Origin of the sequence: Helicobacter equorum (genome assembly GCF_900198655.1) — a bacterium.
GTDB classification, from domain to species: domain Bacteria; phylum Campylobacterota; class Campylobacteria; order Campylobacterales; family Helicobacteraceae; genus Helicobacter_F; species Helicobacter_F equorum.
The window spans coordinates 1-23,461 of record NZ_FZPO01000007.1; the positions used below are offsets into that span (position 1 = coordinate 1).

Genomic DNA, 23,461 nt, shown 5'->3' on the forward strand with positions numbered 1-23,461 from the left:
TTATCCTAATACTCCAGCCTTTAGTGTGCGGACAGGATCGTGTCATTTTGCGCGTCTTTCCCACTCATATGCACTTTTGATGATGTAGGCGAGATCATTAAATCGTGGTTTCCAATCTGTGAGAGTGCAGATTTTAGTATTATCTGCAACAAGAATAGCAGGATCTCCTGCTCTACGATCAGAATCTAAGACCACAAAATCCACGCCACTTACCTTCTTTACCATTTGGATAACTTCAAGCACACTATAGCCTTGTCCATAACCCACATTAAAAATTTCACTTGTATTATGTGTTTGGAGATATTTTAGTGCGCTTAAATGGGCGTTTGCTAAATCATCGACATGTATATAGTCTCGCACGCAAGTGCTATCTTTGGTCGCATAATCTCTACCAAAAATATGCATCATCTCTCTTGATCCACATGCACATTCACATGCAACTTTGATGAGATGGGTTGCGTTTTTGGATCTTTGTCCCAAACCTTGTGCAGATTCTAAAAGTTCTAGTGTGTTAGCGCTACTTGCTCCTGCAACATTAAAATAACGCAAAATAGCATAATTAAATTGTGGATAGGCACGATGTGTATCCATAAGCACACGCTCACTCATCATTTTGCTCGCACCATATGGGTTAATAGGAGTTAGTGGAGCATTTTCTCGCACAGGCACAAGGCTTGCATCTGGTTCACCATATACCGCTGCTGTAGAGCTAAAGATAAAGGTATTAATGCCATGTTTTATACAAAGCTCGATAAGTAGGGTAGTGTTTAGTGTATTGTTTTTGTAATATGTAAGTGGCAGGGTCACAGATTCACTAACAATGAGTGAGGCAGCAAAATGCACAATTGCGTCGAATTTTTCTTGCGCCATAAGAGTAGAGAGGGTATGTGTGTCACCCACATCACCCCTTATAAACCGCACGCGATCCCCAAAAACTTTTGCAATGTATGTGTAATTTTCCTCAAAACCTGTGCTTAGATTATCATAAATCACAATATGAGAATCTAGCTGTTGTGTGAGAAACCAAAATGCTGTGTGTGATCCTATATAGCCACTTGCACCAGTAAAGAGAAATTTTTTCATACCTATTCCTTGTTAAAGATTTGTTAGAGATTCTTATACATGCAACTTAATAGATTTTTTGAGATTGTAGCATATATTAGTCTTAGCTCATAATGACTTGAAGTTGTTCTATGATTTTTTGGTATTCCCAAATGTCTTTAAACTCTTGGCTTAAAAATTCCTCCATAAGAAGTTTTTTTCCTAGTGCCTCATCAAGTTCAGGATCATTGCCTTTTTGGTAAGCACCAATGCGCAATAAAACTTCATTTTCTTTCAATAGTGCATATAGTCGTCGAAATTTTCTTACTACTTGTAGATGTGGTGGCGTGATAACATCATTAATGACCCTCGAGGCAGAGTTTAGGATATTGATTGGTGGATAGATTCCAGAATCTGTGAGTTCGCGTGAAAGCACAATATGCCCATCAAGGATAGAGCGACTTTGATCAGCGATAGGATCGTTGAGGTCATCGCCTTCAGTGAGTACGGTAAAAAATGCCGTGATAGATCCCACGCCTTCTTCTTTTCCGGCACGCTCCATAAGTTGGGGTAAAATCGTGAGAGAAGAAGGTGGATAGCCTTTGCTTGTAGGTGGCTCACCAAGTGCCAAGCCTATTTCACGTTGCGCCATAGCAAAACGCGTGATAGAATCCATGATAAATAAGACATCTTGCCCTTGTTCTTTAAAATACTCGGCAATAGCCATAGCACTAAATGCGCCATATTTACGCATAAGTGGCGAATCATCGCTTGTGGCTACAACAATAATAGTATTATTCATATTGTTATTGAGATTTTTTTGGATAAATTCTGGTACTTCTCTACCACGCTCACCTATGAGGGCGATTACTTTGATAGGAGCTTTGCAACCACTAACAATCATTCCCATAAGTGTAGATTTACCCACACCAGATCCAGCAAAGATTCCCATTTTTTGTCCTTTGCCACAGGTGAGTAAGCCATCGATGCTTTTGACACCTACACTAAAGACCTCATTAATGACGCCTCGTTTGAGTGCGCTAATAGGTTCCCGCATAAGAGGAGTGCTAGATTCTGCATGTAGTGCTCCTTTGCCATCTATAGGGATTCCAAGTGGATTTATCACACGCCCCAAAAGTGCATTTCCCACAGGAATCTGTAAACCTTGCGTAATAACGCGGACATAATCCCCACTTTTTCGCCCCTCAACAAATGAAAAAGGATTGATATAAAAATGATCTTTTTCTATTGCGCTCACTATACCCAAATCTTTTGTGCTGCGTTCTGATAGAGAATCTATGGGGTTAGAAAATTCAATAATATCTCCCACGCTTGGACGTATGCCACTCGCCACAATTACATTTGGCATAATTTTGATGATACTACCATAGCTTGGAGAAAGGTTAGTGTTTTTAAGCTTTTGGCGAATTTCTTGTAATGACATAAATATCCTAAATTTTTTTAAGGTTTTTTTAGTTAAAATCGCCAAATTATACTTGAGTAAATATTAAATTAAGGAATTGTATGAATCTACAAACAAAAAGTCTGGATAGTGCAAATGCTGTGGTAAGTGGTGTGATTTCACAAGGTGTGTTGGAGCAAAAAACACAAGATGTGATTAAAAAAATCGCCAAGAGTGTGAAAATAGATGGTTTTAGAAAAGGTAAGGTTCCAGCACATCTTATACAATCACGATACAAAGATCAAATAGATAAAGATTCTAAGCAAGAGGCGGTGCAAGATCTTTTGCAAGCGGGTTTGAAGAATCTTGGTATAGAGCCTCAAGCAATGCTTGGGAATCCACTTATTTCAAAATTTGAGAGTAAAGACAACACTATTGATGTAGAGATAAAAATTAGTACAACACCAGAATTTAGCCTTGATAAAGTCGAAGATTGTGTGCCAGAAGTACAACTTAAGTCTGTAAGCACTAAAGAAATTGATGAGCGTTTGGTAGAGATCGCTAACTCCCGTGCCCCACTTTCTGAAGTAACGCAAGATAGGGCATTACAAAAAGATGACACGGCGGTTATTGATTTCGAAGGTTTTGTTGATGGGAAAGTTTTTGATGGTGGTAAAGCACAAAACTTTAACCTCACCATTGGATCGAATCAATTTATTCCAGGCTTTGAAGATGCGCTTATTGGTATGAAAAAGGGCGAAAAACGAGATATTGAAGTAACATTCCCAAAAGATTATCAAGCTACACATTTAGCGGGGAAACCAGCGACTTTTGCTATCACATTGCATAAAATTATGCAAAAAGATGCAGTGGCAATTGATGAAGCATTTGCAAAAAGTATGTTGGGTCAGGATGCGACACTTGAGAGCTTAAAAGATGCGATAAAAGGGCAGCTTGAGATGGAACATAAAACAAACCTCTATAATAAGGAGCTAAAAGAAACATTGCTCCAAGCCTTGCTAAAAGAGATTACCTTTGATCTTCCTGAATTGATTGTTGAGCAAGAAATGGATATTTTATTCAGAAATGCATTAAATACTATGTCAAAAGAAGAGTTTGATACGCTTAAAAATGATGAACAAAAAGCAAGACAAAAGCGCGATAGCTTCAAAGAAGATGCAAAAAAGAGTGTGCAAATCACATTCATTATGGATGCTTTAGCACGCAAACATAATATTGTAATTCAAGATAATGAAGCATTACAAACAATCTATTATGAAGCAATGATGACGGGACAAGATCCAAAAGCGGCTATTGAGTATTATCAAAAAAGTAATCTCTTACCAGCAATTAAAATGGCTATGATAGAAGATAGAGTACTAACTTTTTTACTAGATTCTAAATTAGAATCTAACACAGATACAAAAAGTGCAAGCACCAAAGAACCAAAAGCCTCTAATTCAAAGTCTAGCAAACAAACATCAGATACTTTAGCATAAAGGGTACTTATGAGTGGATATATTCCTTATGTGATAGAGCGCACAGGACGTGGTGAGCGAAGTTATGATATTTATTCTCGCCTATTAAAAGATCGTATTATTCTGTTAAGTGGCGAGATTAATGATTATGTTGCTTCTTCGATTGTCGCACAGCTTTTATTTTTAGAAGCAGAAGATCCAGAAAAGGACATAAATTTTTATATTAACTCTCCGGGTGGTGTTATTACAAGTGCTTTTAGCATTTATGACACGATGCATTATATTCGCCCCGATGTTTGCACAATTTGTATCGGACAAGCAGCAAGTGCAGGAGCTTTTTTACTTAGTAGTGGCACAAAGGGCAAGCGCTATTCATTGCCAAATTCTCGTATTATGATTCACCAACCATTGGGTGGAGCGCAAGGACAAGCCACGGATATTGAGATTCAAGCACAAGAGATTTTGCGCCTTAAAAAAACGCTTAATGAAATTATGGCACACAATACTGGGCAGAATATCAAGAAAATTTCACAAGATACTGAGCGAGATTTTTTCATGAGTAGTGCACAGGCTAAAGAATATGGACTAATTGATGAGATTTTAAACAAAAGCTTGAAGTAGAGTGGGATATGCCAGATAACAACAATGATTTTTTTGGAAGTTTGGGGTTAGAGCTAGAGAATGATGTATCTAGTGGTTATGCTGATGAGAGTGCAGACACCACTGATAACATTACAAAAGAAAAGCTTAGCGAAATTTCTAGAAAGACATTTCAAATGCTTGATGATGAACATATTTTTCCGTTTCCAGAAAATTTTGAGAGCATTTTTGAGCGTAACCTCAATAAGGAACAAAACGAAGATGTTAGGAATAAAATTCGTAATGTGTTGGAATCTCGGCATAACAATGCGAATGTGATTGCACTTGAAACCGCCATAAATAAAAGTTTTACAAATCTTAAGAGTATTTTTGAGCAGGTTGGGGTACTTTGCAAACAATTAGAAAATTTTGAAAACAAGATGTTCTCACAGCTTGGAGAGATTGATAAGATTGAAAATCCTCTTGCGGTGAAAAATGCTATCACGATTCTTCTCAATAGTGCCAACACAGCATATAAAAGAATCTTTGGTCAAACAAAAGTTGTGGTGGAAAACTACACCAAAATGTATGAAGATTTTTTAAATATCAAAAAAAAATCTATGTTTGATGTCGTGCTTGGTATCTATAACAAGCAGTTTTTTTTCCAAAAACTTGATCGAGAGTGTCTTATTGGGAAGGATTTTGCTGGAGAAAACGCGCTTTTTATCGTGGCACTTAGTGATACACTCTTAGATAGCCTAAAAAGCAAAAAATCACTCATCAGTGCTACCAAGATGATTTCTAAAATTTTGCTTGATAAAATCGGGAAAGAAGATAGTATTTGCGCACTACGTGATACAGAGCTTGCTATTTTTATGAAAAATGTAAGTTATTCTAGCATTCGTGATGTGGGCACGCAACTTATTGATTCACTCAAAAAAAGCACAGTATTTTTAGATGATGTGCAAATTGCCTTAGATGTGGTCGTAGGTGCGACAAAATTTGATCCAAACAACACACCGCAAGAAAACATACAAAACGTTAGAACAGCTTTAGAGGTCGCAAAATCAGAAAACAAAAAGCTTGAGATCTTTAAACAGAGCTCTAGTGAGGATACACAAGAAGGGGATTTTGATAGTGATTTTGGAAATTTTGAAATACCCTGATAAGCGGCTCCGCAAGAAGTCAAAGCCTGTAGAGGTGTTTGATGAGGCTCTGCATACATTGCTTGATGATATGTATGAGACAATGATTGAACATAATGGCGTGGGATTGGCGGCAATACAAGTGGGTGTGGATAAGCAGATTCTTGTTATTAATATTCCACGCCAAGAGGATAATGAGCAACACAAAGAGGATATGCTTGAGATTATTAACCCTGTGTTTTTGAAACAAGAGGGCGAGATCGTATGGAATGAAGGCTGTCTGTCTGTGCCAGAATATTATGAAGAGACAAAGCGTTTTTCACATGTTACGCTCGCGTATAAGGATCGTTTTGGAAACGATAAAGTCCTCCAAGCTGATGATTTTTTGAGTGTGGCACTTCAGCATGAGATCGATCATCTCAATGGTATGCTTTTTGTCGATAAGCTTCCTATTCTCAAGCGTAAGAAATTTGAGAAAGAGCGCAAAAAGACAAAATAAGCGTTGTTAGATTCTAAGCATGACAAATAAAATTTTTTGTGCAAGCTTGGTTGGCACCCAAACAAAGATTATCGAGATAGAATCCGCTTTTACAAGGGGGTTGCCAAGTTTTAGTATCACAGGGCTTGCGACAAGCTCTATCCAAGAATCTAAACAACGCGTTCAATCCGCACTTGCCAAGACAGGCTTTACGCTCCCACCGCTAAAAATTACTATTAATCTCTCGCCATCAGATATTGCCAAAAGTGGTAGCTATTTTGACTTGCCTATCGCGCTTATTTTGCATTCTATGAATCTAGAGCTTAGGGAGCCGTGGTTTGCTTTTGGTGAGTTAGGACTTGATGGAGTAATTAAATATACCCAAAGTATTTTTCCATTACTTTTTGATCTTGCCGTGTTATCGCCAAATGCCAATGTCATTGTTCCCGAATGCGCACAAGAGATTTTAGGCGTGATTCCTAATCTTTGTTTGCATTTTGCTAAGGATTTATCACAAGCACTTGAAATTTTAGATGCCCAAGATTCTACATGGAATATGCAAGATACCAAAGATACAAGACCCACAAATACACCAAAGAATCTAGATTTTATGCATCTTGAAATAGAGGGTAAGCGTTACTATTATACACAAGATTTTGCGCTAGATTTTGCACAAGTTCGCGGACAAGAAATGGCTAAGCGTGCAGCTCTTATATCTGCTGTAGGGTTGCATAATATTATTTTTGAAGGCAGTCCTGGTTGTGGTAAAAGTATGATTGCCCAAAGAATGCGCTATATTCTTCCGCCTATGAGTCTTACAGAAATTATGCATACGCTAAAACTTCAATCTTTGAGTGCGCAAGGATGCACATATTCTCCACTGCGTCCATTTAGAAACCCTCATCAAAGTGCTTCAAAAGCAAGTATTTTGGGATCTGCTACGCAGTTTGAACCAAAGCCCGGTGAGGTGGCACTTGCACATAATGGAATCTTGTTTTTTGATGAATTGCCACATTTTAAACGCGATATTTTAGAATCTCTGCGTGAGCCTTTAGAAAACCATAAACTTAGTATTTCTAGGGTGCATTCTAAGCTTGAATATGAGACTTTATTTTTATTTATTGGGGCGCAAAACCCTTGTCCTTGCGGTAATTTACTAAGCTCTATAAAGGAATGTCGTTGTCAAGAAAAAGAGATTAGATCGTATAAAAATCGCCTTAGTGAGCCATTTTTGGATCGGATTGATATATTTGTGCAAATGACAGAAGAATCTGTAATACACACAGAATCTAACTTAGATTCTAGGCATATGCAAGAAATGGTGTTTGAAGCATTTGTGTTTGCCAAAAATAGAGGACAACATGGCTTTAATGGTAAGTTAAGTGAAAGGGAGATTGAGCAATTTTGTGTATTAGATTCTGAAAGTCACACACTTTTGCAACAAGCAAGTGTGCGTTTTGGCTTAAGTATGCGCGCACAAAATAAACTTAAAAAAGTGGCGCGATCAATTGCGGATTTGGCTAAAAGCGAAATGATTATGAAGTCTCATATTTTAGAGGCACTTTCCTATCGACATGTGTAGGGTGTAAGACTAGTGGCTATAGCGTGACCTTAGAGATCAAGAGTTGGTGTGATTGCAAAACTTCGCCGATGAAATGGCGTATAGCCATACCGCAAGATTGCTTGTATATGAGTTTTGGTGCCATAGCCTTTATTGCTAGCTAGATTATAGTGTGGGTATTGTTCGTGGAGTTGGTGCATTTGTGTATCTTTTGCCACTTTGGCTAAAATAGATGCTGCGCCAATAAGCAGATGTTTAGAATCTCCCTTGATGAGTGTCTGTAATGTTTGTGGGGCTTTGAGCGTAAGTCCAAAGGTAGTGTTGCCATCAAAGATAAATGTATGGGTTTGTGAGGAAAAATATGTCGTGATTTCTGTAAGCGCATTTTTTAGACAGGTGCTTAACCCTTGTGAATCTATCTGTGTGGCAGTTTTTTCGACTATGTGATATGCGATATGATGTTGTTGTGCGAGGATTTGTAAGCCTTGTGCAATGGCTTTTCGCTTAGATTCAGAGAGTTTTTTACTATCTTTGATACCTAGATTCTGTAAGGTTTCTTCTGTGCCTAACACGCCACACATAAACATACTGCCACATATGCATCCACGACCAGCCTCATCAATCCCACAAATCATGCAATTTCCCTTGTATGCTGTATTTATCATACATTAGAGTATAAAATTAAAAATAAATATTACTAAAAAAGGAATATATTCTATAGATGATACAAATACACACATTTTGCTATAAAAAACTTAAAATTTAGTAAAATTTTACTTTTATTTTAGTCTTTTTCTTTATAATTTCGCTACTTGAAAGAATATATTCTCTCAAAGCACTTTATTAAGAAATAAGGAGTAAAAATGCTAGAGATTAGGTGGCATTCGCGCGCTGGTCAAGGTGCGGTGACAGGAGCAAAAGGTCTAGCCGATGTGGTTGCTGGGACAGGCAAAGAAGTGCAAGCATTTGCATTTTATGGTTCAGCCAAGCGAGGGGCTGCAATGACAGCTTATAATCGTATAGATTCAGAACCTATACTCAACCACGAGAAATTTATGAATCCTGATTATGTGCTTGTGATAGATCCCGGACTCGTTTTTATCACTGATATTTGTGAGCATGAAAAACCTACGACACAATATATTATTACAACACACCTCTCTAAAGATGAATTATTAGAGAAAAAGCCACAATTACAGGGCAAAAAGATTCACACTCTTGATTGTATCAAAATTTCTCTCCAAGAGCTTGGCAAACCTATCCCTAATGCTCCTATGCTTGGTGCATTAATGAAAGTATCTGGGATTTTAGAGTTGGAATTTTTTCTTAAAGCTTTTACAAAAGTGCTTGGTAAAAAACTTCCACAAAAAGTCATTGATGGCAATATGGTAGCTATTAGACGCGCTTATGATGAAGTGCAATAACGCATAAGGAGGTAGTAATGGATAATAGAGGCTGGAATGAATTAGAGATTGGATCGGCTCTTTTCCCTTTTGGTAGTGATGCGAAAGCCCAAATTGAGGAACATAACGACAAACGACAATATACACGAGATAGTTCTTTTACTGCGAGTGTAGCGCATTGGCGTGTAGAAAAGCCTGTGCATAATTCTCAAGTATGTATTAACTGCTTTAATTGCTGGGTGTATTGCCCTGATGGCGCTATTTTGGCACGAGATGAAAAATTAGCCGGCGTGGATTATGTGCATTGCAAGGGTTGTGGTGTGTGTGTGGATGTCTGCCCTACGAATCCAAAATCCTTATTAATGTTTGAAGATCATAAGGATAATCAAGAAGCTTTGAGTGCATGGCCACAAAAAGAAGACAAAAAGAAAAGCTAAGGAGAAACTATGGCAAAAGTTATGGAATTGCAAAAAATCGAGGTATGGGATGGTAATATGGCTGCATCTCACGCGATGCGACAAGCCCAAATCGATGTGGTAGCTGCCTATCCTATCACCCCTTCTACACCTATTGTGCAAAATTACGGCACATTTATGGGTAATGGCTATATTGATGGAGAGTTTGTAATGGTAGAATCTGAACATGCTGCCATGAGTGCATGTGTGGGTGCAGCCGCCGCTGGTGGTCGTGTGGCTACTGCTACAAGTTCGCAAGGCTTTGCATTAATGGTTGAAGTTCTCTACCAAGCTTCTGGTATGCGTTTGCCAATTGTGCTTAATCTCGTAAATCGTGCCTTAGCAAGTCCGCTTAATGTCAATGGCGATCATTCTGATATGTATCTTAGCCGTGATACTGGTTGGATAAATCTCTGCACCTATAATCCGCAAGAAGCGTATGATTTCAATCTCATGGCATTTAGAATCGCGGAGGATTTGCGTGTGCCTGTGATTGTCAATCAAGATGGTTTTATTTGTTCGCATACTGCTCAAACAGTGCGTCCGCTTAGTGATACAGAAGCGTATGCTTTTGTGGGAGAATATAAGAGCAAAAATCCTATGTTGGATTTTAGTCGCCCTGTGACTTATGGTTCTCAAACTGAAGAAGATTGGCATTTTGAGCATAAAGCTCAACTTCACCACGCTATCATGGAATCTCACAAGGTAATCAAAGAGGTTTTTGAGGAATTTGCAAAACTCACAGGACGCGTTTATAATTTTGTAGAAACTTATGATCTTGATGATGCAGAGGTCGCGATCGTAGCGCTGGGCACCACGGTAGAATCTGCTCGTATTGCTGCCAAAGAGGCTCGCAAAAAAGGTATCAAGGCAGGTGTTGTATCATTGCGCACATTGCGTCCTTTCCCATTTGATCAATTTGGTGAAAAGCTTAAGCATCTCAAAGCTATAGCATGTTTGGATAGGAGTTTGCCAGCAGGTGCTATGGGTATGCTCTTTAATGAAGCTACAAGTGCTATTCATGCCACAGGGGGCAAGGCAGTTGCTTCAAATTACATTTATGGTTTGGGAGGACGCGATTTGACACAGGCGCATTTGACTGAAGTGTATGAAGAGCTTAATCAAGATGCCAAAGCAGGTAAGCTTACGCACCCAACACAGCAATTTATCGGACTTCGCGGTCCTAAACTAAGCTTTTTTTAGGAAGGATACATTATGGTAAAAGAAATTAAAAATCTTAAACAATTTTCTAAATCTGCAGAAAAGTTTGAAGGTGCACATCTTTTGTGCCCTGGTTGTGCACATGGTATGATTATCCGTGAAGTTCTTAATACCGCTGATGGACCTATTCTCATAGGAAACTCTACTGGTTGCGTTGAAGTTTCTACGGCAGTGTATCCACATACAAGCTGGGATGTGCCTTGGATTCATATTGGTTTTGAGAATGGATCTACAGCAGTTGCAGGTGCAGAAGCAATGTATAAGGCTTTGGTAAAAAAAGGTAAATATAATGGTGAGAAGCCAAAATTTGTGGCTTTTGGTGGTGATGGTGCGACTTATGATATAGGTTTTCAATGGATTAGTGGGTGCTTTGAGCGTGGGCATGATATGACTTATATTTGTCTTGATAATGAAGTGTATGCCAACACAGGAGGGCAGAGAAGTGGATCTACACCTATTGGATCTAGCACTTCTACGACACCAGCGGGTAGCGCGAGTTATGGTAAAAAAGAGAAGAAAAAAGATCTTCTTATGATTATGGCAGCACACGGATCGCCTTATGTTGCGCAAGTTGCACCTAATAAATGGAAAGATATGAACAAAAAAATTAAGACTGCACTTCAAACAGAGGGACCGACATTTATTAATGCGATGAGTGCTTGCACGACCGAATGGAGATTTGATTCGCATAAAACCGTGGAGATTAGTGATTTAGCAGTAGATTCACTCGTGTTTCCACTTTTTGAGGTGATTAATGGAACGCAATTGCACATCACCTATCGACCAAAAAACATTATACCAGTGCGAGATTATCTAGGTGCACAAGGACGCTTTAAGCATCTTTTCAAGCCAGAAAATGAACATATTATCGAGCAATTCCAAAAAGATGTCGATGCGCGTTGGGAATATTTGCAACGCAAAGAGGAAGCAGGAGTATAATACAATATGTGCATAGTAAATCTGCTATGCATTGTTGCTGTGTTAGTTAGGTTATGATTGGAGGGATTCTAGGATTTTTGTAACCACGCCTTTTGGATCCTGTGCTTTATAAATAGGGCGCCCTACAACAATAAAATCACTCCCAGCTTCTTTGGCAAATGCTAAGTCTGCTACGCGTTTTTGGTCGCTACTTTCTTCCCCAAATGGACGAATCCCGGGTGTAAGCGTAAGAAATGATTTTTGTGTAGCTTCTTTTATTGTCTTACTTTCAAAGCATGAACATACTACACCATCACATCCACTTGTATATGCCAAAACTGCCATATTACGTGCATGATTAAGAATAGGTGCGTTATAGATTTGGGTAAAGGTTTCTTCATCAAAACTTGTAAGTGCCGTAACTGCAAGAATAAGTGGTGCATTGGGAGTTTCTTGCTTGTATCGTGTTAAGGCTTTCATTGCCTTGGCACCACTACTGGCATGGATTGTAAGCATATCTATACTAAGCTTATGAATCTCATTGAGCGTATCAAGCATAGTATTTGGAATATCGTACAATTTGAGATCCAAAAAAAGCTTAAAATCCCCAATATTGCGTAATTCTTCTAAAAATTCTTTGCCATCACGCACAAAGCTTCGCAATCCCACTTTGAGCCACAAGTTTGAGCTATGGATTTTGAGGGATTGCGCTAAGATAAGGTTAGATTCTCTTGTTGGTAAATCAAGTGCTACACAAAGCTTTGGTGCTTTCATTTTGTGTCCTCTAGGTTTTGTATGTTTATGGTTTTGGTTATTTTTTGTATAGAATCTAGCACACCATTAATAAGTCGCGGTGCGTTTTCATCGCCATATATTTTGCCAAGCTCAATCGCCTCATTGATGACAATGGGCGCATCGGTTTGTGTATAGCAAAGTTCATATGCACCAAGCCGCAAAATTGAGCATTCAATCCGCCCAAGCCGACTAATATCCCATTCTTTTAAGTGCGTGTTGATAAGTGTATCAAGATCTCGGAGATTTGTAAGCACGCCATTAATAAGTCCTAGTGCAAAATCTTGTTGTTTGTGGCGAATCTTTTTTTCTTCTAGAATCTGTGTGGCTTCCTCTATGGCTGTGTGATTACCGATGTCATACGCGTATAAAATCCCAAGCACTGCATTTCGTGCTTGTGTGCGTGTTGCCATATTACACTCCTAGATTCTGATATAAGTTAATGAGTTCTATAAGTCCACTCATAGATTCAAAGCCCTTGTTACCTGCTTTACTACCAGCGCGTTCAATGGCTTGATCAAGTGAATCTGTAGTGAGCACACCAAAAGTTACTGCTGCACCATATTTGAGTGTCACATTTGCTATACCTTTTGTGGCTTCTGCAGCGACATAATCAAAATGTGGTGTATCACCTCTGATAATTGCTCCAAGACAGCAAATTCCATCATAATTTCCCTGTGTCAAGAGTTTTTGCAGGACAAAGGGTATTTCGTATGCACCAGGCACCAACACCAAATCTAGTAAGTCCTCATTGCCTCCATGGCGCAAAAAACAATCTCTAGCACCTTCTACAAGTCTATCGGTGATGATATGATTAAATCGTGAGCTAATGATTGCCACTTTTTCATCTCCGCGTAGTTGTAGCACACCTTCTATCGTATTCATTATATTCTCCTTTATAATAATGTGAGTGGTTGTAAGCTAGGAAGTAGCGATCGTATGCGTAATAAATCTTCTACCAGTCCAAAAAGCTCTTGTGTGGGTACCATATTTGCGCCATCGCTAAGGGCAGATTCTGGATTTAGATGTGTTTCTGCAAAAAATCCATCTATTCCTATACTTGCTGCTGCACGTGCAAGATATGGGACAAAACGCCTATCACCACCACTTTTGCCATCAAGTCCTCCAGGCATTTGCACGCTATGCGTTGCATCAAAGATTACAGGTGCAAATTGACGCATAATAACAAGCGATCGCATATCTACCACGAGATTGCCATATCCAAAGCTATTGCCGCGTTCAGTAAGCCAGATTCTATAATGTTTGCTTTGTTCATATGTGGCTGCATCACCACCGCGTGTTTTTATAGCTTTTAGCACCGTGTGTTTCATATCAGCAGGATTCATAAATTGTCCTTTTTTGACATTGACAATTTTTGAAGTCTTTGCCACTGCTACGATGAGATCGGTTTGGCGACATAAAAATGCCGGTATTTGAATCACATCGGCTACTTCAGCGATAGCTTGGGCCTGGCAGCTTTCGTGAATATCAGTAATGATTTTATATCCAAATTCTTGTTTGATTTGGGCTAAAAGTTTTAAACCCTCTTGCAAACCCGGTCCTCTGTAAGAATCCAAACTTGTGCGATTTGCTTTATCAAAACTTGCTTTGAAATAAAAATCAATATTAGGATTTTGTGCGATAGGTGCGAGTGCTTTTGCGGTTTGACTAAGGTTTTCATAGCTTTCAATAACACAAGGTCCGCTCATGAGGATCATTTTTTCAGACATTATTTTTCCTTTTCTTTTTGGATTATAGGTTTAAATTCTCTTTTAATCATATTGTAGTTGAGAATCTCCCCCGTTTCGATAATGTAATACCAACCATAAATATTAAGCTCACCACGATCAAAGCGTTCCTCTACAAATGGGTATGTCATAAGATTCTCAAGTTGTTGTTCGACATTGATTTGTTCAGTAAGCCACATACGCTTAGATTTGGAGCTAGGTTTGAGTGTGAGCACTTTTTGTTTCACGGGCTCTAGGAGTTCGATCCATTTTTGCACATACGGCGCTTTTTCTAGTTTTTGTGGTGGTTCATAGATTGCCGTGCAAGCACCACAATTACTATGTCCACATATGATGATGTTTTGGACATCAAGAATGGTGATGGCGTATTCTATGGCAGACGTGGTAGCGAGATAGCCTTGACGCATTCCACTAGATTCCGTATATGGTGGAATGATATTGCCAATATTACGCACGACAAACAGATCGCCCGGATCGGAATTCGTGATAAGATTTGGCACCACGCGTGAATCTGCACAACTGATAAATAATGTATGTGGATTTTGTGCTTTTTTAAGACTCTCATATAGCTCTTGGTGAGCTACAAAATCTTCTTCCTGGAACTTGATGGCTCCCTCAAATAATTCTTTCATGTGTTCCTTAAAATTTTTGCGATTTTTAAAGGGATGATTATAACAAAAGCAAGTATAATATCGGCTTTAATTTTTATAAGGCTAGTTTGGCTCTAGCTTGATGTAAGGGAATGTGATGTTTGGGCAAATCATTGAAACGATTGTAAATTTTATTGGTGATATGGGATATTTGGGGATTTTTGTGATGATGTTTATAGAATCTAGTTTTATCCCTTTTCCTTCAGAAGTAGTTATGATACCAGCTGGATACTTAGCATATAGAGGCGATATGAATCCCGTGATAGCTACGCTTATGGGAGTGGCTGGTTCATTGATTGGAGCATTATTAAATTATTGGCTTGCTTTGCAGTTTGGGCGCGAGTTTTTGATTCGATTTGGAAAGTATTTTTTCTTTGGTGAATCGAGCATGCAAAAAATGGAAGCGTATTTTACTAAGCATGGAGAGATTAGCACATTTGTAGGGCGACTTATTATGGGTGTGAGACAATATATCTCGTTACCTGCAGGACTTGCGCGTATGAATCTTGCAAAATTTTGTTTTTATACCTCACTTGGTGCTGGGATTTGGGTTATTATCCTTGTGTGGATCGGATATGCTATTGGTGCGACATTTGGGGCGGATTTTGAGATTGCAAACATCATACATGCTTTCACTTCCAAAGATATTACAACCCAAGAGAGTGAAATTAAAAGTTGGACAAGAATTGCAGGATATTCATTGCTTGTTTTTGTGTGTATCGTAAGTGTGGCGTATGTATTGTATTGGAAATATAAAAAAACCAAAAAAGACTAAAAATTATAAGGAGCGACAATGCAGGTGCAAGTGTATGGTATACCAAATTGTGGCAGTGTAAAAAAGGCTCGTAGTTTTTTAGAATCTCATGGTGTGAAATATGCGTTTGTGGATTTCAAAAAAATGCTACCAAGTAGAGATAAAATTTTATTTTGGATACAAAAAACCTCCCTACAAGCTTTACTAAATACTAAGGGCACGACATACAAAAAACTTGGTTTAAAAGAAAAAAATCTCAATGATGAGCAAAAAATTCAAGCTATGCTCCAAAATCCTACGCTTGTCAAACGCCCTGTGATAGAATGTGGTGATGTAGTCATCGTGGGTTATGATGAAGACCTTTATAAGCTTTGTTGTAATGGTAATGTGCAGTGATAAATCTTGCAAATAGAGTTGGCAAATTTTGTGTTTTGGTGCTGTGTGCATGTATCCTTGGGGCATGTTCGCAAAAAAAGATTACGATTCTCACACCAAAGGATCTTAGCACACTTCCTCAAAATGCTAATTATTATCTCCCTCAAGATACGCTAGAGTTTGGTAAGCTAGATTCTAAGGCGTTGCAAAAAGATTACCTCCAAAAGTTTTTTTCCCCATGGTTACAAAAAGGACCCAATCCAAATGTTGATGAAGTATTTTGGATTCGTCCATCATTGCTTAAATCGCGTGGGTGGGGTGAGAATCTAAAACCTTATACATTGGCTGATGGACAAAATATATTAGATTCTATGCAACTTGATCTCTATCCGAGTGCAAATCAAAAAGCTATCATTACTAAAAGCACGCATGTTCGGGCAGTCCCTAGTATACTACCAAAATTTTCGAAGCGTGATGGATACCCTTTTGATAGATGGCAAAATTCACTTATTTTTAGTGGCACACCTGTGCTCATTACGCACTATGATAGCTCACGGCGCTTTGCACATATAGAATCTGCCTTTGTGTATGGATGGGTGGAAGCACAGGATATAGCAACCTTAAGTGATGCAGATGTCAAGCAGATTATGAGTTGGGGATCATACATCACGCCAAATAAGGATAAAATTGTGTTATTGGATTCTAAAAAACACTTTACAACACAGGCAAGAATAGGGCAGATTTTTGCACTCAAGGCTAAAGCAGGAGATTTTTATGAGATATACAATATTGTGCGTCAAAATGATGGCAGGGCAAAGATTGATACCCTCAAGGTAAAAAAACAAGATTTTATCCCATTTCCTTCAGAGCTTGATCAAGCACTTGTAGCGGATTTTCTCACACAACTTATGGGGAGACCATATGGCTGGGGGGGTATGTATGAAGAGCGAGATTGTTCAGCATTAGTGCGAGATATTTTTGCACATAATGGTATTTTTTTGCCACGAAATTCTAAGGCACAGGTTTTTTATGGAAAAAACAGCGTAGATTTAAGTAAAATGTCATCCGCAGATAAGGAAGCCTATATTATCGCCAACGCTACGCCATTTTACACGATTTTGTGGTTACAAGGGCATATTGTGATTTACTTGGGGCATTCACAAGGCAGAGTGATTGTTGCCCACAGCGCATGGAGCGTTACAAGTGGTAAGAGATATGAAAATATGCTTGGTGGTGTGGTGATTACCACCTTGCATGTTGGCGAAGAATATAATGGTATGTTTAGGCATTCTAAAACCTTGTTAGAGCGCATAGGTGCGATGTCGGATATGACAATATTATCTCAAAATATCGTGCAAGGAAAGATACAGAATTAGTAAAACTTTTTAAGGGGGTGTAGTTTATGAGATGTATATTTGTGTTGCTTGTATTGTTGTTTGGATCTATTGTGCAGGCAAAGATTATGGTCATGGTAAGTGTGTTGCCGCAAAGTTATTTGGTGCAAAAAATTGCAAAAGATCTTGTTGAGGTCAAAGTCATGGTGCCAAATGGGAAATCTCCAGAGATTTATGAGCCACTACCATTGCAGATGCGTGATATCAAGGAAGCACAAATTTATGTCGGTGTGGGCATGTCATTTGAAAAAAAATGGCTCCATCGCTTTAAATCTACAAACCCAAAATTGTATTTTCTTGATATACCAAGTGCTCTTAATAAATCCGGCTTTAAGGTCGCGCATGACCCACATATTTGGCTTTCTCCTACATTTATGAAGATTCAAGCTAGAGAGATCTTTCGTGCTATTGCAAGTATTGATTTTAAAAACAAAAATTTTTATAAACAAAATTACGAGGAACTTCTAAAAGAAATTGACACTTTAGATTCTGAAATTAAGGCGATATTTGCTAAGTCTGATGCGAAAAAGGCTTTTGTGGTATATCATCCCGCGTGGCATTATTTTGCTAGTGAATATGGATTAGAAGAGATTGCAATAGAATCTGATGGCAAAGAAGCCAAGAGCGCACATTTACAAGAAGTGATTGCATTGATTAAGCAAAGGGATATTCATACTATTTTTTTACAACCACAATTTGCAAAAAAACAAGTGCAGGCATTAAGCACGGATCTTGGTTTGCAGATTGTAGAGCTTGATCCATTACAAGAGAATTGGGCGGAGGCTATGTTGGGATATGCAAAGGCTATAGCTACACAAAAATAACAATGACACCATTACTTGAAGTTTCAAAGCTTTGTTTTTGTTATGGGCGTGAGTCTGTTTTAGAATCTGTGGATTTTACACTTTTCCCCCATGAATTTGTGGCTATCATAGGTCCAAATGGTGGTGGTAAAAGCACGTTTGCTAAGCTCTTAGCCGGATTGCTCACACCGCATATGGGCAATATCCGCTATGCTTCTCCAACCCCACGCATAGGCTATGTTGCTCAAAATACAATGGAATACCTGGATTTTCCCATAAGTGCATATGAAGTCGTGATGATGGGATTTTTGCAAAAAGGTTTTCTACGAGCCAATGAAGAACAAAAAGCGTATGCGATGGAGATTATGCATAATCTTGGAATCGCACATTTAGCTAAGCGAAAAATCGGACAATTAAGCGGAGGGGAGCGCCAAAGGGTGCTTGTTGCAAGGGCATTATGTGCTAAACCTGATATTTTGTTACTTGATGAACCTACCGCAAGTATTGATGTGAAGGGACAAGATGAGATTTTTAAGATTCTCCAAGAGTTACATTCACGTATGAGTATCATCGTGATTAGTCATGATCTTTCGTCGATTTTGCGTTATGCTACAAAAATTATTTATATTAATAAAACCGCGACATTTCATGATGTCCCAAATATTGGAGTCCCAGAAAATTCTTCGAGTGAACATTTTTGTGAAATTGATTTGTTTTATCAGCTCACAAATACACAGGTAACAAACAACAAGGCTTAGTAATGATAGAATCTTTGCTTGAAATTATGAGCTTGAAATTTGTGTGGATGGCTCTTTTGGTGTCATTTTTGGTAAGTATTGTAAGTGGCGTGATAGGATCTATTGCTGTAGCAAATAAAAAGGTATTTGTTGCAGGAAGTGTCGCACATAGTGCATTTGGCGGTGTTGGGTTGGCGTTATTTTGTGGATTCTCTCCGACATTCGGCGCTATGCTGTTTGCAATTTTGTTGGCATTGTTTTTATCATGGGCAAACAGACATTATCAGGATCGGCTAGATTCATATATGGGGGCAATTTGGGCATTTGGCATGGCGCTAGGTGTAGTGCTTATTGATTTTACGCCCGGATACAATAGTGATATTTCAAGCTATCTTTTTGGTTCAATTATCGCTGTGAGTGATGAAGAAGCACAGGCTATCGCTGCGTATGATGTGATTTTGTTGTGTTTTGTGGGTGTGTATTATAGGCAGATTCTTGGGTTTTTGTATGATGAGGCATTTTGTCGTGTGCAGGGTGTAGGCACGATGTGGCTTAATCGGGTAATTTTTGTGCTTATCGCGGTTGGGGTTGTGATGAGTATGAGCGTGGCAGGACTTATTCTTGTGCTTGCGATTTTGTGTATTCCTGCCTATATCGCACAATTATTTGTGAAATCACTTATGGCGATGATGTGTGTGGGTTTTGTGCTCTCATTGGTGTTTATGTGGGTTGGATTTTTTCTTGCGTATTGGCTTAATATCAGTCCTGGTGCATGTATCGTGCTTTTGATGTGTGTGAGTATGCTTATTGCATTAGGTTGTAAATACCTTTTGCAAAAGGAGGTTTAAACATGTCTATACGAGAGGAAGATTCATCAAATATTGCCAAGAGAGCAGTAAAAATTAGCCTTTTTTGCGTGTGTTTGGTTTTGGTGCTTAGTGTGCTTAATCTTTATATGATAATGACACAAATTGATGCGAATGCTGGGATTAGTCATCGTGTTATAGAGCTTGAGCAGCATGTCAAAGATTTGCAAAAGTCTTAGTATTTTTTGGTTATTGCTTGCCACGAATGTGTGGGCAACACAAAGCCTTGATGAATTAGAGTACAATGAGAATTTTGAAGGGATAGAGGTAGAAGCAATTATATCCTATAAATTAGAATTGCGAGATTCTATCCCAGTTGGGGAGCGCTATCGCGTTTCTATGGCTATGCAGATTAAACCAAATACCTCTGTTTTTAGCTGTGCTATCAATGTGGGAGATTATGATATTACAGATGATATGGCGTTTTTTATCATTGCGCTTTTGAAGCGAGAAAAAGAACAAGTGCTAGATTGTCTGTATGCTCATGAAGTATTGTTGCGTGATGAAAATCTATGGCGCGATAGTGCTGTACGACAGCGTGCGCTTTTAGAGATTCCAGCAGTGAGAGTGCGTGCATCCTTGCACAATAGGGATTTACTTTTGCAAATTTTGCAAAATAAATAATACTATGCCAACATAAGGGAAAATATGAAACCAATAGTATATATGCGTGTGGTAGATTGGCATTCATCTGATACAAAAGAGAATTTTTTTGCCAATCCTTTTGTGCAGATTCTATCTCAAAAATATGATGTGCGTTATAGTGAAGATCCGGAGTTTTTGCTCTACGGTCCTTTTGGTTTCACACATTTGCGATATGAATGTGTGCGAATATTTTTTACAGGCGAGAATATCCGCACAAATTGGAATGTTGCAGATTATAGTATCGATTTTGATTATATGGATTTTGGTGATAGGCATTTGCGCTTGCCATTAGATTTTTTACCTGCACCGCATGTGCAAGAACTCTATAAACAATCCCAAATTCGTTGCACATTGCCCCCCCCCTTAATCGCCAAAAATTTTGTGCATTTATGGCGACAAATGGTGGTGGCGAACACACAAAGATTAGAGATGACTTTTTTGAAATCTTGAATGCTTATAAACGCGTAGATTCTGGTGGGAGATGGAAAAATAATATTGGTGGACCCATAGGCGATCGCTATACAAATTTCAAAGATTCTAAGCTCAAATGGTTGAGAAATTATAGATTTCATATTTGTTTTGAAAACTCAAGTTATCCAGGGTATTTGACTGAAAAACTTTTTGATGCTTATGCTGCTGGGTGTATTCCTATATATTGGGGTGATACAAGTTTGTGTGAAAACATAGTGCGTGAATCTAGTGCTTGCAACACTACATCATCTGATACAATACAGGCAACTATTGCACATATCTCACCACATTTGCGTGAATATACTATCAATCCAAAGGCTTTTGTTAATGCGCATAATTTTGCTACCCTCCAAGATCTCGCACAAGAAGTCATACGCATAGATAGTGATCCTAAGAGGTATCAAGAAATGTATTTTCAACCTATCTTTGTAGGAGATTTTGATCCTTACACATATTACAAGACAAAACTTGAAGTATTTTTAGATTCTATAGTATCTCAAGGAGCAAAAGCGGCATTGCGTAGAGGTGATGGTGTGCACATGAAGCGACATAATAGAATGTTGATTAAGGGTAGCGATCCACTTAGGGCAATAAAATGGGAGCTCATAGAGAAATTTCTAAGGCAATTCAAAAATGTAAGAGATACTTTGCAAAATCTAAAGAGAATGTGTAATAGAGAAAATATATAAAAAAGTGGTGCCGAGGGTCGGAATCGAACCGACACAGGGTCGCCCCTACTAGATTTTGAGTCTAGCGCGTCTACCAATTTCACCACCCCGGCTTGTATATAAATAAGTGGTGCGCTGAGCGAGATTTGAACTCGCACGGGTCGCCCCGCCACCCCCTCAAGATGGTGTGTCTACCAATTCCACCACCAGCGCATAATCTCCGCAAGATGCGGAGACAAAGATTAAGAATTAGGCAAGAAAGGATTGCTATAAAGAGCAATAATAGCTAATACCAATGTGTAGATAACTTGTGCTTCGATAAGTGCCAATGCAATAAACATTGTTCCAAGTAATTTACCGCTAATACCAGGATTTCTAGCAGTTCCAGAGATAGTTGCTGCTGCTGCATGTCCCATACCAATAGCACCACCAAGTGCTGCGATACCTACACCAACAACTGCACCAAGAACAGAATACATGCGAATCATATCTAGACCACTTACTTCAGCTCCAAATGCTAAGCCAAGCATACCTAAAGACAAAACAAGAAAGATTTTCATCTTGATCTCCTTACAATAAAATACAAAGTCTTTCGGATCTCTCCCCTACTAAATCTTTGGGAGAAGCATTCTAGCTATGTTTTGATAAAAGCTAGTTTAAATTTCACTCTTGGCGTAAAAATTGTAGTGGATATTTGCACTCTTTGCAGACAACATTTGTGTCTATTTTGTTGATTTTGTTGTGTGTAGATTCTGAAACTCTGTGTATCTTGCAGTGGCATTGATACACATATACAGGAGGTTTATCTTTTAATTTGAGGCTCAATGATTTTTGGTCGATTAAGCAAGAGGGGTTAGTTTGTTTATCAAGCACTGCTTTTGTATTGTTGGCAATTTGGATTGCATTCCATTCTTCAATACGTTTATCTTCTTGCATAATATGTCCTATAAGCCAATCTCTAGCAATGATGAGCAAACTCTCTTTGAGATCATTTATAGAATGCGAACTTTTAACAAGACTCGCGACATTGCGTGTGAATTCCTTATGAATCTCCTTGTGATTTGAGAGTTCTGGATATTCTATGCTCTTCATATATTCTTCTTCATGTGCGAAATGCACACGCATATAATTAAAAAACTCTGCCAAAATATCTTTAAGCTCCGAGCGATTGGCCGCTTTGTTTGCTGCTACTTCGACTCTGTGTGCTAATTCAAAGAGCTTACGATGTTCAGCATCAATAGTTTCATTATGCACAGAATACTCATTACTCCACGTTGGCAACATAATGTTTTCTACCTTTCAGCTTGAAAACTAGATTTTTCTATAAGGTTTTTGTCCCATTTCATAAAAATTATTTCCCTGTGCATCGATGGCTACAATAGCAGGAAAATCTTCGATAGTAATGCGCGCTACTGCTTCTGGACCAAGTTCAGGATACGCTAATACCTCATATTTTTTGATTGTTTTTGAAATAAGAGCGGCAGCTCCTCCAACTGCTACCATATATACCACACCATTTGCTACCATAGAATCTATCACTTCTTTAGAGCGGTAGCCTTTGCCAATCATGCCACTAATACCTTGCGCAATAATTGTAGGCGTATATTTATCCATTCTGCCACTTGTTGTGGGACCTGCTGAACCTATTGCATTACCGGGTTTAGCAGGGCTAGGTCCTAGATAATAAATTGTCTCTCCTGCTAGCTCTACTGGAAGTTTTTCACCTCGTGCTAAAGCTTCTGTTAGAGCTTTGTGTGCAGCGTCTCTAGCAACCAAAATCATTCCAGAAATGAGCACAGATTCTCCAGCTTTTAAGCTTTTGCCTACTTCTTTGCTAAAGGGAGCCGTGATTTTTTTGATGTCGTTCATAGTTTCCT

The 23,461-nt window shown here is 38.7% G+C and carries 30 protein-coding genes and 2 tRNA genes; 19 read left to right on the plus strand and 13 right to left on the minus strand.

Features of this window, described 5'->3' with window-relative positions; translation table 11 throughout:
- Positions 1 to 42: 42 nt before the first annotated feature.
- Together galE and fliI are read right to left on the minus strand one after the other, a co-directional pair.
- The gene (gene galE / locus C6H22_RS01155) at positions 43 to 1,083 is read right to left on the minus strand and encodes a UDP-glucose 4-epimerase GalE (RefSeq protein ID WP_104693516.1); all 1,041 of its coding nucleotides are present in this window, start codon (positions 1,081 to 1,083) and stop codon (positions 43 to 45) included.
- An 82-nt stretch (positions 1,084 to 1,165) separates the two neighbouring features.
- Positions 1,166 to 2,485, minus strand: coding sequence for a flagellar protein export ATPase FliI (gene fliI / locus C6H22_RS01160; protein WP_104693517.1), 1,320 nt, complete (start codon positions 2,483 to 2,485; stop codon positions 1,166 to 1,168).
- An 80-nt stretch (positions 2,486 to 2,565) separates the two neighbouring features.
- On the opposite strand from fliI, the gene tig reads away from it, so the two are divergent.
- The 5 genes from tig to C6H22_RS01185 are packed head-to-tail and all read left to right on the plus strand — an operon-like array spanning position 2,566 to position 7,705.
- Positions 2,566 to 3,942, plus strand: a complete 1,377-nt coding sequence (gene tig / locus C6H22_RS01165; protein WP_104693518.1) for a trigger factor — start codon at positions 2,566 to 2,568, stop codon at positions 3,940 to 3,942.
- Between the two features lie 9 nt (positions 3,943 to 3,951).
- Positions 3,952 to 4,542, plus strand: a complete 591-nt coding sequence (clpP, locus tag C6H22_RS01170; protein WP_104693519.1) for an ATP-dependent Clp endopeptidase proteolytic subunit ClpP — start codon at positions 3,952 to 3,954, stop codon at positions 4,540 to 4,542.
- A gap of 8 nt (positions 4,543 to 4,550) precedes the next feature.
- Complete coding sequence (locus C6H22_RS01175; RefSeq protein ID WP_104693520.1) at positions 4,551 to 5,666, plus strand: nucleotidyl cyclase domain-containing protein; 1,116 nt, start codon at positions 4,551 to 4,553, stop codon at positions 5,664 to 5,666.
- Positions 5,635 to 6,144, plus strand: coding sequence for a peptide deformylase (gene def, locus C6H22_RS01180; protein ID WP_104693551.1), 510 nt, complete (start codon positions 5,635 to 5,637; stop codon positions 6,142 to 6,144). Before C6H22_RS01175 ends, def begins: the two co-directional genes overlap by 32 nt.
- 19 nt (positions 6,145 to 6,163) lie before the next feature.
- Positions 6,164 to 7,705, plus strand: a complete 1,542-nt coding sequence (locus C6H22_RS01185; RefSeq protein ID WP_104693521.1) for a YifB family Mg chelatase-like AAA ATPase — start codon at positions 6,164 to 6,166, stop codon at positions 7,703 to 7,705.
- Between the two features lie 29 nt (positions 7,706 to 7,734).
- Here C6H22_RS01185 and C6H22_RS01190 read toward each other — a convergent pair whose 3' ends face one another.
- Positions 7,735 to 8,319, minus strand: coding sequence for a ribonuclease HII (locus tag C6H22_RS01190; RefSeq protein ID WP_233706978.1), 585 nt, complete (start codon positions 8,317 to 8,319; stop codon positions 7,735 to 7,737).
- A 228-nt stretch (positions 8,320 to 8,547) separates the two neighbouring features.
- Between C6H22_RS01190 and C6H22_RS01195 the strand changes: the two genes are divergently transcribed.
- The 4 genes from C6H22_RS01195 to C6H22_RS01210 are packed head-to-tail and all read left to right on the plus strand — an operon-like array spanning position 8,548 to position 11,702.
- On the plus strand, positions 8,548 to 9,108 hold the full coding sequence (locus C6H22_RS01195) for a pyruvate flavodoxin oxidoreductase subunit gamma (RefSeq protein WP_095626957.1): 561 nt from the start codon (positions 8,548 to 8,550) through the stop codon (positions 9,106 to 9,108).
- 17 nt (positions 9,109 to 9,125) lie between these two features.
- Positions 9,126 to 9,524: a 4Fe-4S dicluster domain-containing protein gene (locus tag C6H22_RS01200; RefSeq protein ID WP_104693523.1), complete on the plus strand. Its 399-nt coding sequence runs from the start codon at positions 9,126 to 9,128 to the stop codon at positions 9,522 to 9,524.
- 9 nt (positions 9,525 to 9,533) lie between these two features.
- A complete protein-coding gene (locus C6H22_RS01205) occupies positions 9,534 to 10,745 on the plus strand; it encodes a 2-oxoacid:ferredoxin oxidoreductase subunit alpha (protein WP_104693524.1) in 1,212 nt (403 codons plus the stop codon).
- Between the two features lie 12 nt (positions 10,746 to 10,757).
- Positions 10,758 to 11,702 (plus strand): thiamine pyrophosphate-dependent enzyme, encoded by a 945-nt coding sequence (locus tag C6H22_RS01210; protein WP_104693525.1) that lies wholly within the window; start codon positions 10,758 to 10,760, stop codon positions 11,700 to 11,702.
- A gap of 51 nt (positions 11,703 to 11,753) precedes the next feature.
- Here C6H22_RS01210 and pyrF read toward each other — a convergent pair whose 3' ends face one another.
- Genes pyrF through C6H22_RS01235 form a run of 5 tightly spaced genes read right to left on the minus strand, consistent with a single transcriptional unit; the run spans position 11,754 to position 14,853 of the window.
- Positions 11,754 to 12,455 (minus strand): orotidine-5'-phosphate decarboxylase, encoded by a 702-nt coding sequence (gene pyrF / locus C6H22_RS01215; RefSeq protein ID WP_104693526.1) that lies wholly within the window; start codon positions 12,453 to 12,455, stop codon positions 11,754 to 11,756.
- On the minus strand, positions 12,452 to 12,886 hold the full coding sequence (gene nusB / locus C6H22_RS01220; protein ID WP_104693527.1) for a transcription antitermination factor NusB: 435 nt from the start codon (positions 12,884 to 12,886) through the stop codon (positions 12,452 to 12,454). Before nusB ends, pyrF begins: the two co-directional genes overlap by 4 nt.
- A 1-nt stretch (position 12,887) precedes the next feature.
- Entirely contained in the window at positions 12,888 to 13,358 is a 471-nt protein-coding gene (gene ribH / locus C6H22_RS01225; protein WP_104693528.1) for a 6,7-dimethyl-8-ribityllumazine synthase, read from the minus strand.
- Between the two features lie 11 nt (positions 13,359 to 13,369).
- The gene (gene kdsA, locus C6H22_RS01230) at positions 13,370 to 14,191 is read right to left on the minus strand and encodes a 3-deoxy-8-phosphooctulonate synthase (protein WP_104693552.1); all 822 of its coding nucleotides are present in this window, start codon (positions 14,189 to 14,191) and stop codon (positions 13,370 to 13,372) included.
- Positions 14,192 to 14,202: 11 nt separating this feature from the next.
- Complete coding sequence (locus C6H22_RS01235) at positions 14,203 to 14,853, minus strand: carbonic anhydrase (protein ID WP_104693529.1); 651 nt, start codon at positions 14,851 to 14,853, stop codon at positions 14,203 to 14,205.
- Positions 14,854 to 14,968: 115 nt separating this feature from the next.
- Here C6H22_RS01235 and C6H22_RS01240 point away from each other — a divergent pair, with 115 nt between their 5' ends.
- Genes C6H22_RS01240 through C6H22_RS01285 form a run of 10 tightly spaced genes read left to right on the plus strand, consistent with a single transcriptional unit; the run spans position 14,969 to position 21,605 of the window.
- Positions 14,969 to 15,646, plus strand: a complete 678-nt coding sequence (locus C6H22_RS01240; RefSeq protein WP_104693530.1) for a DedA family protein — start codon at positions 14,969 to 14,971, stop codon at positions 15,644 to 15,646.
- An 18-nt stretch (positions 15,647 to 15,664) separates the two neighbouring features.
- On the plus strand, positions 15,665 to 16,021 hold the full coding sequence (locus C6H22_RS01245; protein ID WP_104693531.1) for an arsenate reductase family protein: 357 nt from the start codon (positions 15,665 to 15,667) through the stop codon (positions 16,019 to 16,021).
- A complete protein-coding gene (locus tag C6H22_RS01250) occupies positions 16,018 to 17,376 on the plus strand; it encodes an NlpC/P60 family N-terminal domain-containing protein (RefSeq protein ID WP_233706980.1) in 1,359 nt (452 codons plus the stop codon). The genes C6H22_RS01245 and C6H22_RS01250 overlap by 4 nt, the downstream gene beginning before the upstream one ends.
- A gap of 26 nt (positions 17,377 to 17,402) precedes the next feature.
- Complete coding sequence (locus C6H22_RS01255) at positions 17,403 to 18,218, plus strand: metal ABC transporter solute-binding protein, Zn/Mn family (protein WP_104693532.1); 816 nt, start codon at positions 17,403 to 17,405, stop codon at positions 18,216 to 18,218.
- Between the two features lie 2 nt (positions 18,219 to 18,220).
- Entirely contained in the window at positions 18,221 to 18,955 is a 735-nt protein-coding gene (locus C6H22_RS01260; protein WP_104693533.1) for a metal ABC transporter ATP-binding protein, read from the plus strand.
- 2 nt (positions 18,956 to 18,957) lie between these two features.
- Complete coding sequence (locus C6H22_RS01265; RefSeq protein WP_233706981.1) at positions 18,958 to 19,782, plus strand: metal ABC transporter permease; 825 nt, start codon at positions 18,958 to 18,960, stop codon at positions 19,780 to 19,782.
- Between the two features lie 2 nt (positions 19,783 to 19,784).
- Positions 19,785 to 19,979 carry a DUF5408 family protein gene (locus C6H22_RS01270; RefSeq protein WP_233706982.1) on the plus strand — a complete coding sequence of 65 codons (195 nt, stop codon included), beginning with the start codon at positions 19,785 to 19,787 and terminating at the stop codon, positions 19,977 to 19,979.
- Positions 19,954 to 20,424, plus strand: coding sequence for a hypothetical protein (locus C6H22_RS01275; protein ID WP_104693534.1), 471 nt, complete (start codon positions 19,954 to 19,956; stop codon positions 20,422 to 20,424). Before C6H22_RS01270 ends, C6H22_RS01275 begins: the two co-directional genes overlap by 26 nt.
- Positions 20,425 to 20,448: 24 nt before the next feature.
- Positions 20,449 to 20,895: a hypothetical protein gene (locus C6H22_RS01280; RefSeq protein WP_104693535.1), complete on the plus strand. Its 447-nt coding sequence runs from the start codon at positions 20,449 to 20,451 to the stop codon at positions 20,893 to 20,895.
- The gene (locus tag C6H22_RS01285) at positions 20,835 to 21,605 is read left to right on the plus strand and encodes a glycosyltransferase family 10 domain-containing protein (protein ID WP_104693536.1); all 771 of its coding nucleotides are present in this window, start codon (positions 20,835 to 20,837) and stop codon (positions 21,603 to 21,605) included. The genes C6H22_RS01280 and C6H22_RS01285 overlap by 61 nt, the downstream gene beginning before the upstream one ends.
- Positions 21,606 to 21,610: 5 nt before the next feature.
- Here C6H22_RS01285 and C6H22_RS01290 read toward each other — a convergent pair.
- The 5 genes from C6H22_RS01290 to C6H22_RS01310 form a co-directional block, all read right to left on the minus strand.
- Positions 21,611 to 21,697, minus strand: a tRNA-Leu gene (locus C6H22_RS01290).
- Positions 21,698 to 21,712: 15 nt separating this feature from the next.
- A tRNA-Leu gene (locus tag C6H22_RS01295) sits at positions 21,713 to 21,797 on the minus strand.
- 29 nt (positions 21,798 to 21,826) lie between these two features.
- On the minus strand, positions 21,827 to 22,144 hold the full coding sequence (locus C6H22_RS01300; RefSeq protein ID WP_095628288.1) for a F0F1 ATP synthase subunit C: 318 nt from the start codon (positions 22,142 to 22,144) through the stop codon (positions 21,827 to 21,829).
- 103 nt (positions 22,145 to 22,247) lie between these two features.
- On the minus strand, positions 22,248 to 22,868 hold the full coding sequence (locus C6H22_RS01305; protein ID WP_104693537.1) for a bacteriohemerythrin: 621 nt from the start codon (positions 22,866 to 22,868) through the stop codon (positions 22,248 to 22,250).
- A 27-nt stretch (positions 22,869 to 22,895) separates the two neighbouring features.
- Positions 22,896 to 23,453, minus strand: a complete 558-nt coding sequence (locus tag C6H22_RS01310) for a Fe-S-containing hydro-lyase (protein ID WP_104693538.1) — start codon at positions 23,451 to 23,453, stop codon at positions 22,896 to 22,898.
- Positions 23,454 to 23,461: the final 8 nt, after the last annotated feature.

Excerpts from the sequence above, each read along its gene's own strand:
- galE (WP_104693516.1), bottom strand. The coding sequence starts at position 1,083 with ATGAAAAAATTTCTCTTTACTGGTGCAAGTGGCTATATAGGATCACAC.
- fliI (WP_104693517.1), bottom strand. The coding sequence starts at position 2,485 with ATGTCATTACAAGAAATTCGCCAAAAGCTTAAAAACACTAACCTTTCT.
- tig (WP_104693518.1), top strand. The coding sequence starts at position 2,566 with ATGAATCTACAAACAAAAAGTCTGGATAGTGCAAATGCTGTGGTAAGT.
- clpP (WP_104693519.1), top strand. The coding sequence starts at position 3,952 with ATGAGTGGATATATTCCTTATGTGATAGAGCGCACAGGACGTGGTGAG.
- C6H22_RS01175 (WP_104693520.1), top strand. The coding sequence starts at position 4,551 with ATGCCAGATAACAACAATGATTTTTTTGGAAGTTTGGGGTTAGAGCTA.
- C6H22_RS01185 (WP_104693521.1), top strand. The coding sequence starts at position 6,164 with ATGACAAATAAAATTTTTTGTGCAAGCTTGGTTGGCACCCAAACAAAG.
- C6H22_RS01190 (WP_233706978.1), bottom strand. The coding sequence starts at position 8,319 with ATGATTTGTGGGATTGATGAGGCTGGTCGTGGATGCATATGTGGCAGT.
- C6H22_RS01195 (WP_095626957.1), top strand. The coding sequence starts at position 8,548 with ATGCTAGAGATTAGGTGGCATTCGCGCGCTGGTCAAGGTGCGGTGACA.
- C6H22_RS01200 (WP_104693523.1), top strand. The coding sequence starts at position 9,126 with ATGGATAATAGAGGCTGGAATGAATTAGAGATTGGATCGGCTCTTTTC.
- C6H22_RS01205 (WP_104693524.1), top strand. The coding sequence starts at position 9,534 with ATGGCAAAAGTTATGGAATTGCAAAAAATCGAGGTATGGGATGGTAAT.
- C6H22_RS01210 (WP_104693525.1), top strand. The coding sequence starts at position 10,758 with ATGGTAAAAGAAATTAAAAATCTTAAACAATTTTCTAAATCTGCAGAA.
- pyrF (WP_104693526.1), bottom strand. The coding sequence starts at position 12,455 with ATGAAAGCACCAAAGCTTTGTGTAGCACTTGATTTACCAACAAGAGAA.
- nusB (WP_104693527.1), bottom strand. The coding sequence starts at position 12,886 with ATGGCAACACGCACACAAGCACGAAATGCAGTGCTTGGGATTTTATAC.
- ribH (WP_104693528.1), bottom strand. The coding sequence starts at position 13,358 with ATGAATACGATAGAAGGTGTGCTACAACTACGCGGAGATGAAAAAGTG.
- kdsA (WP_104693552.1), bottom strand. The coding sequence starts at position 14,191 with ATGATCCTCATGAGCGGACCTTGTGTTATTGAAAGCTATGAAAACCTT.
- C6H22_RS01235 (WP_104693529.1), bottom strand. The coding sequence starts at position 14,853 with ATGAAAGAATTATTTGAGGGAGCCATCAAGTTCCAGGAAGAAGATTTT.
- C6H22_RS01240 (WP_104693530.1), top strand. The coding sequence starts at position 14,969 with ATGTTTGGGCAAATCATTGAAACGATTGTAAATTTTATTGGTGATATG.
- C6H22_RS01245 (WP_104693531.1), top strand. The coding sequence starts at position 15,665 with ATGCAGGTGCAAGTGTATGGTATACCAAATTGTGGCAGTGTAAAAAAG.
- C6H22_RS01255 (WP_104693532.1), top strand. The coding sequence starts at position 17,403 with ATGAGATGTATATTTGTGTTGCTTGTATTGTTGTTTGGATCTATTGTG.
- C6H22_RS01260 (WP_104693533.1), top strand. The coding sequence starts at position 18,221 with ATGACACCATTACTTGAAGTTTCAAAGCTTTGTTTTTGTTATGGGCGT.
- C6H22_RS01265 (WP_233706981.1), top strand. The coding sequence starts at position 18,958 with ATGATAGAATCTTTGCTTGAAATTATGAGCTTGAAATTTGTGTGGATG.
- C6H22_RS01270 (WP_233706982.1), top strand. The coding sequence starts at position 19,785 with ATGTCTATACGAGAGGAAGATTCATCAAATATTGCCAAGAGAGCAGTA.
- C6H22_RS01275 (WP_104693534.1), top strand. The coding sequence starts at position 19,954 with ATGTCAAAGATTTGCAAAAGTCTTAGTATTTTTTGGTTATTGCTTGCC.
- C6H22_RS01280 (WP_104693535.1), top strand. The coding sequence starts at position 20,449 with ATGAAACCAATAGTATATATGCGTGTGGTAGATTGGCATTCATCTGAT.
- C6H22_RS01285 (WP_104693536.1), top strand. The coding sequence starts at position 20,835 with ATGGCGACAAATGGTGGTGGCGAACACACAAAGATTAGAGATGACTTT.
- C6H22_RS01300 (WP_095628288.1), bottom strand. The coding sequence starts at position 22,144 with ATGAAAATCTTTCTTGTTTTGTCTTTAGGTATGCTTGGCTTAGCATTT.
- C6H22_RS01305 (WP_104693537.1), bottom strand. The coding sequence starts at position 22,868 with ATGTTGCCAACGTGGAGTAATGAGTATTCTGTGCATAATGAAACTATT.
- C6H22_RS01310 (WP_104693538.1), bottom strand. The coding sequence starts at position 23,453 with ATGAACGACATCAAAAAAATCACGGCTCCCTTTAGCAAAGAAGTAGGC.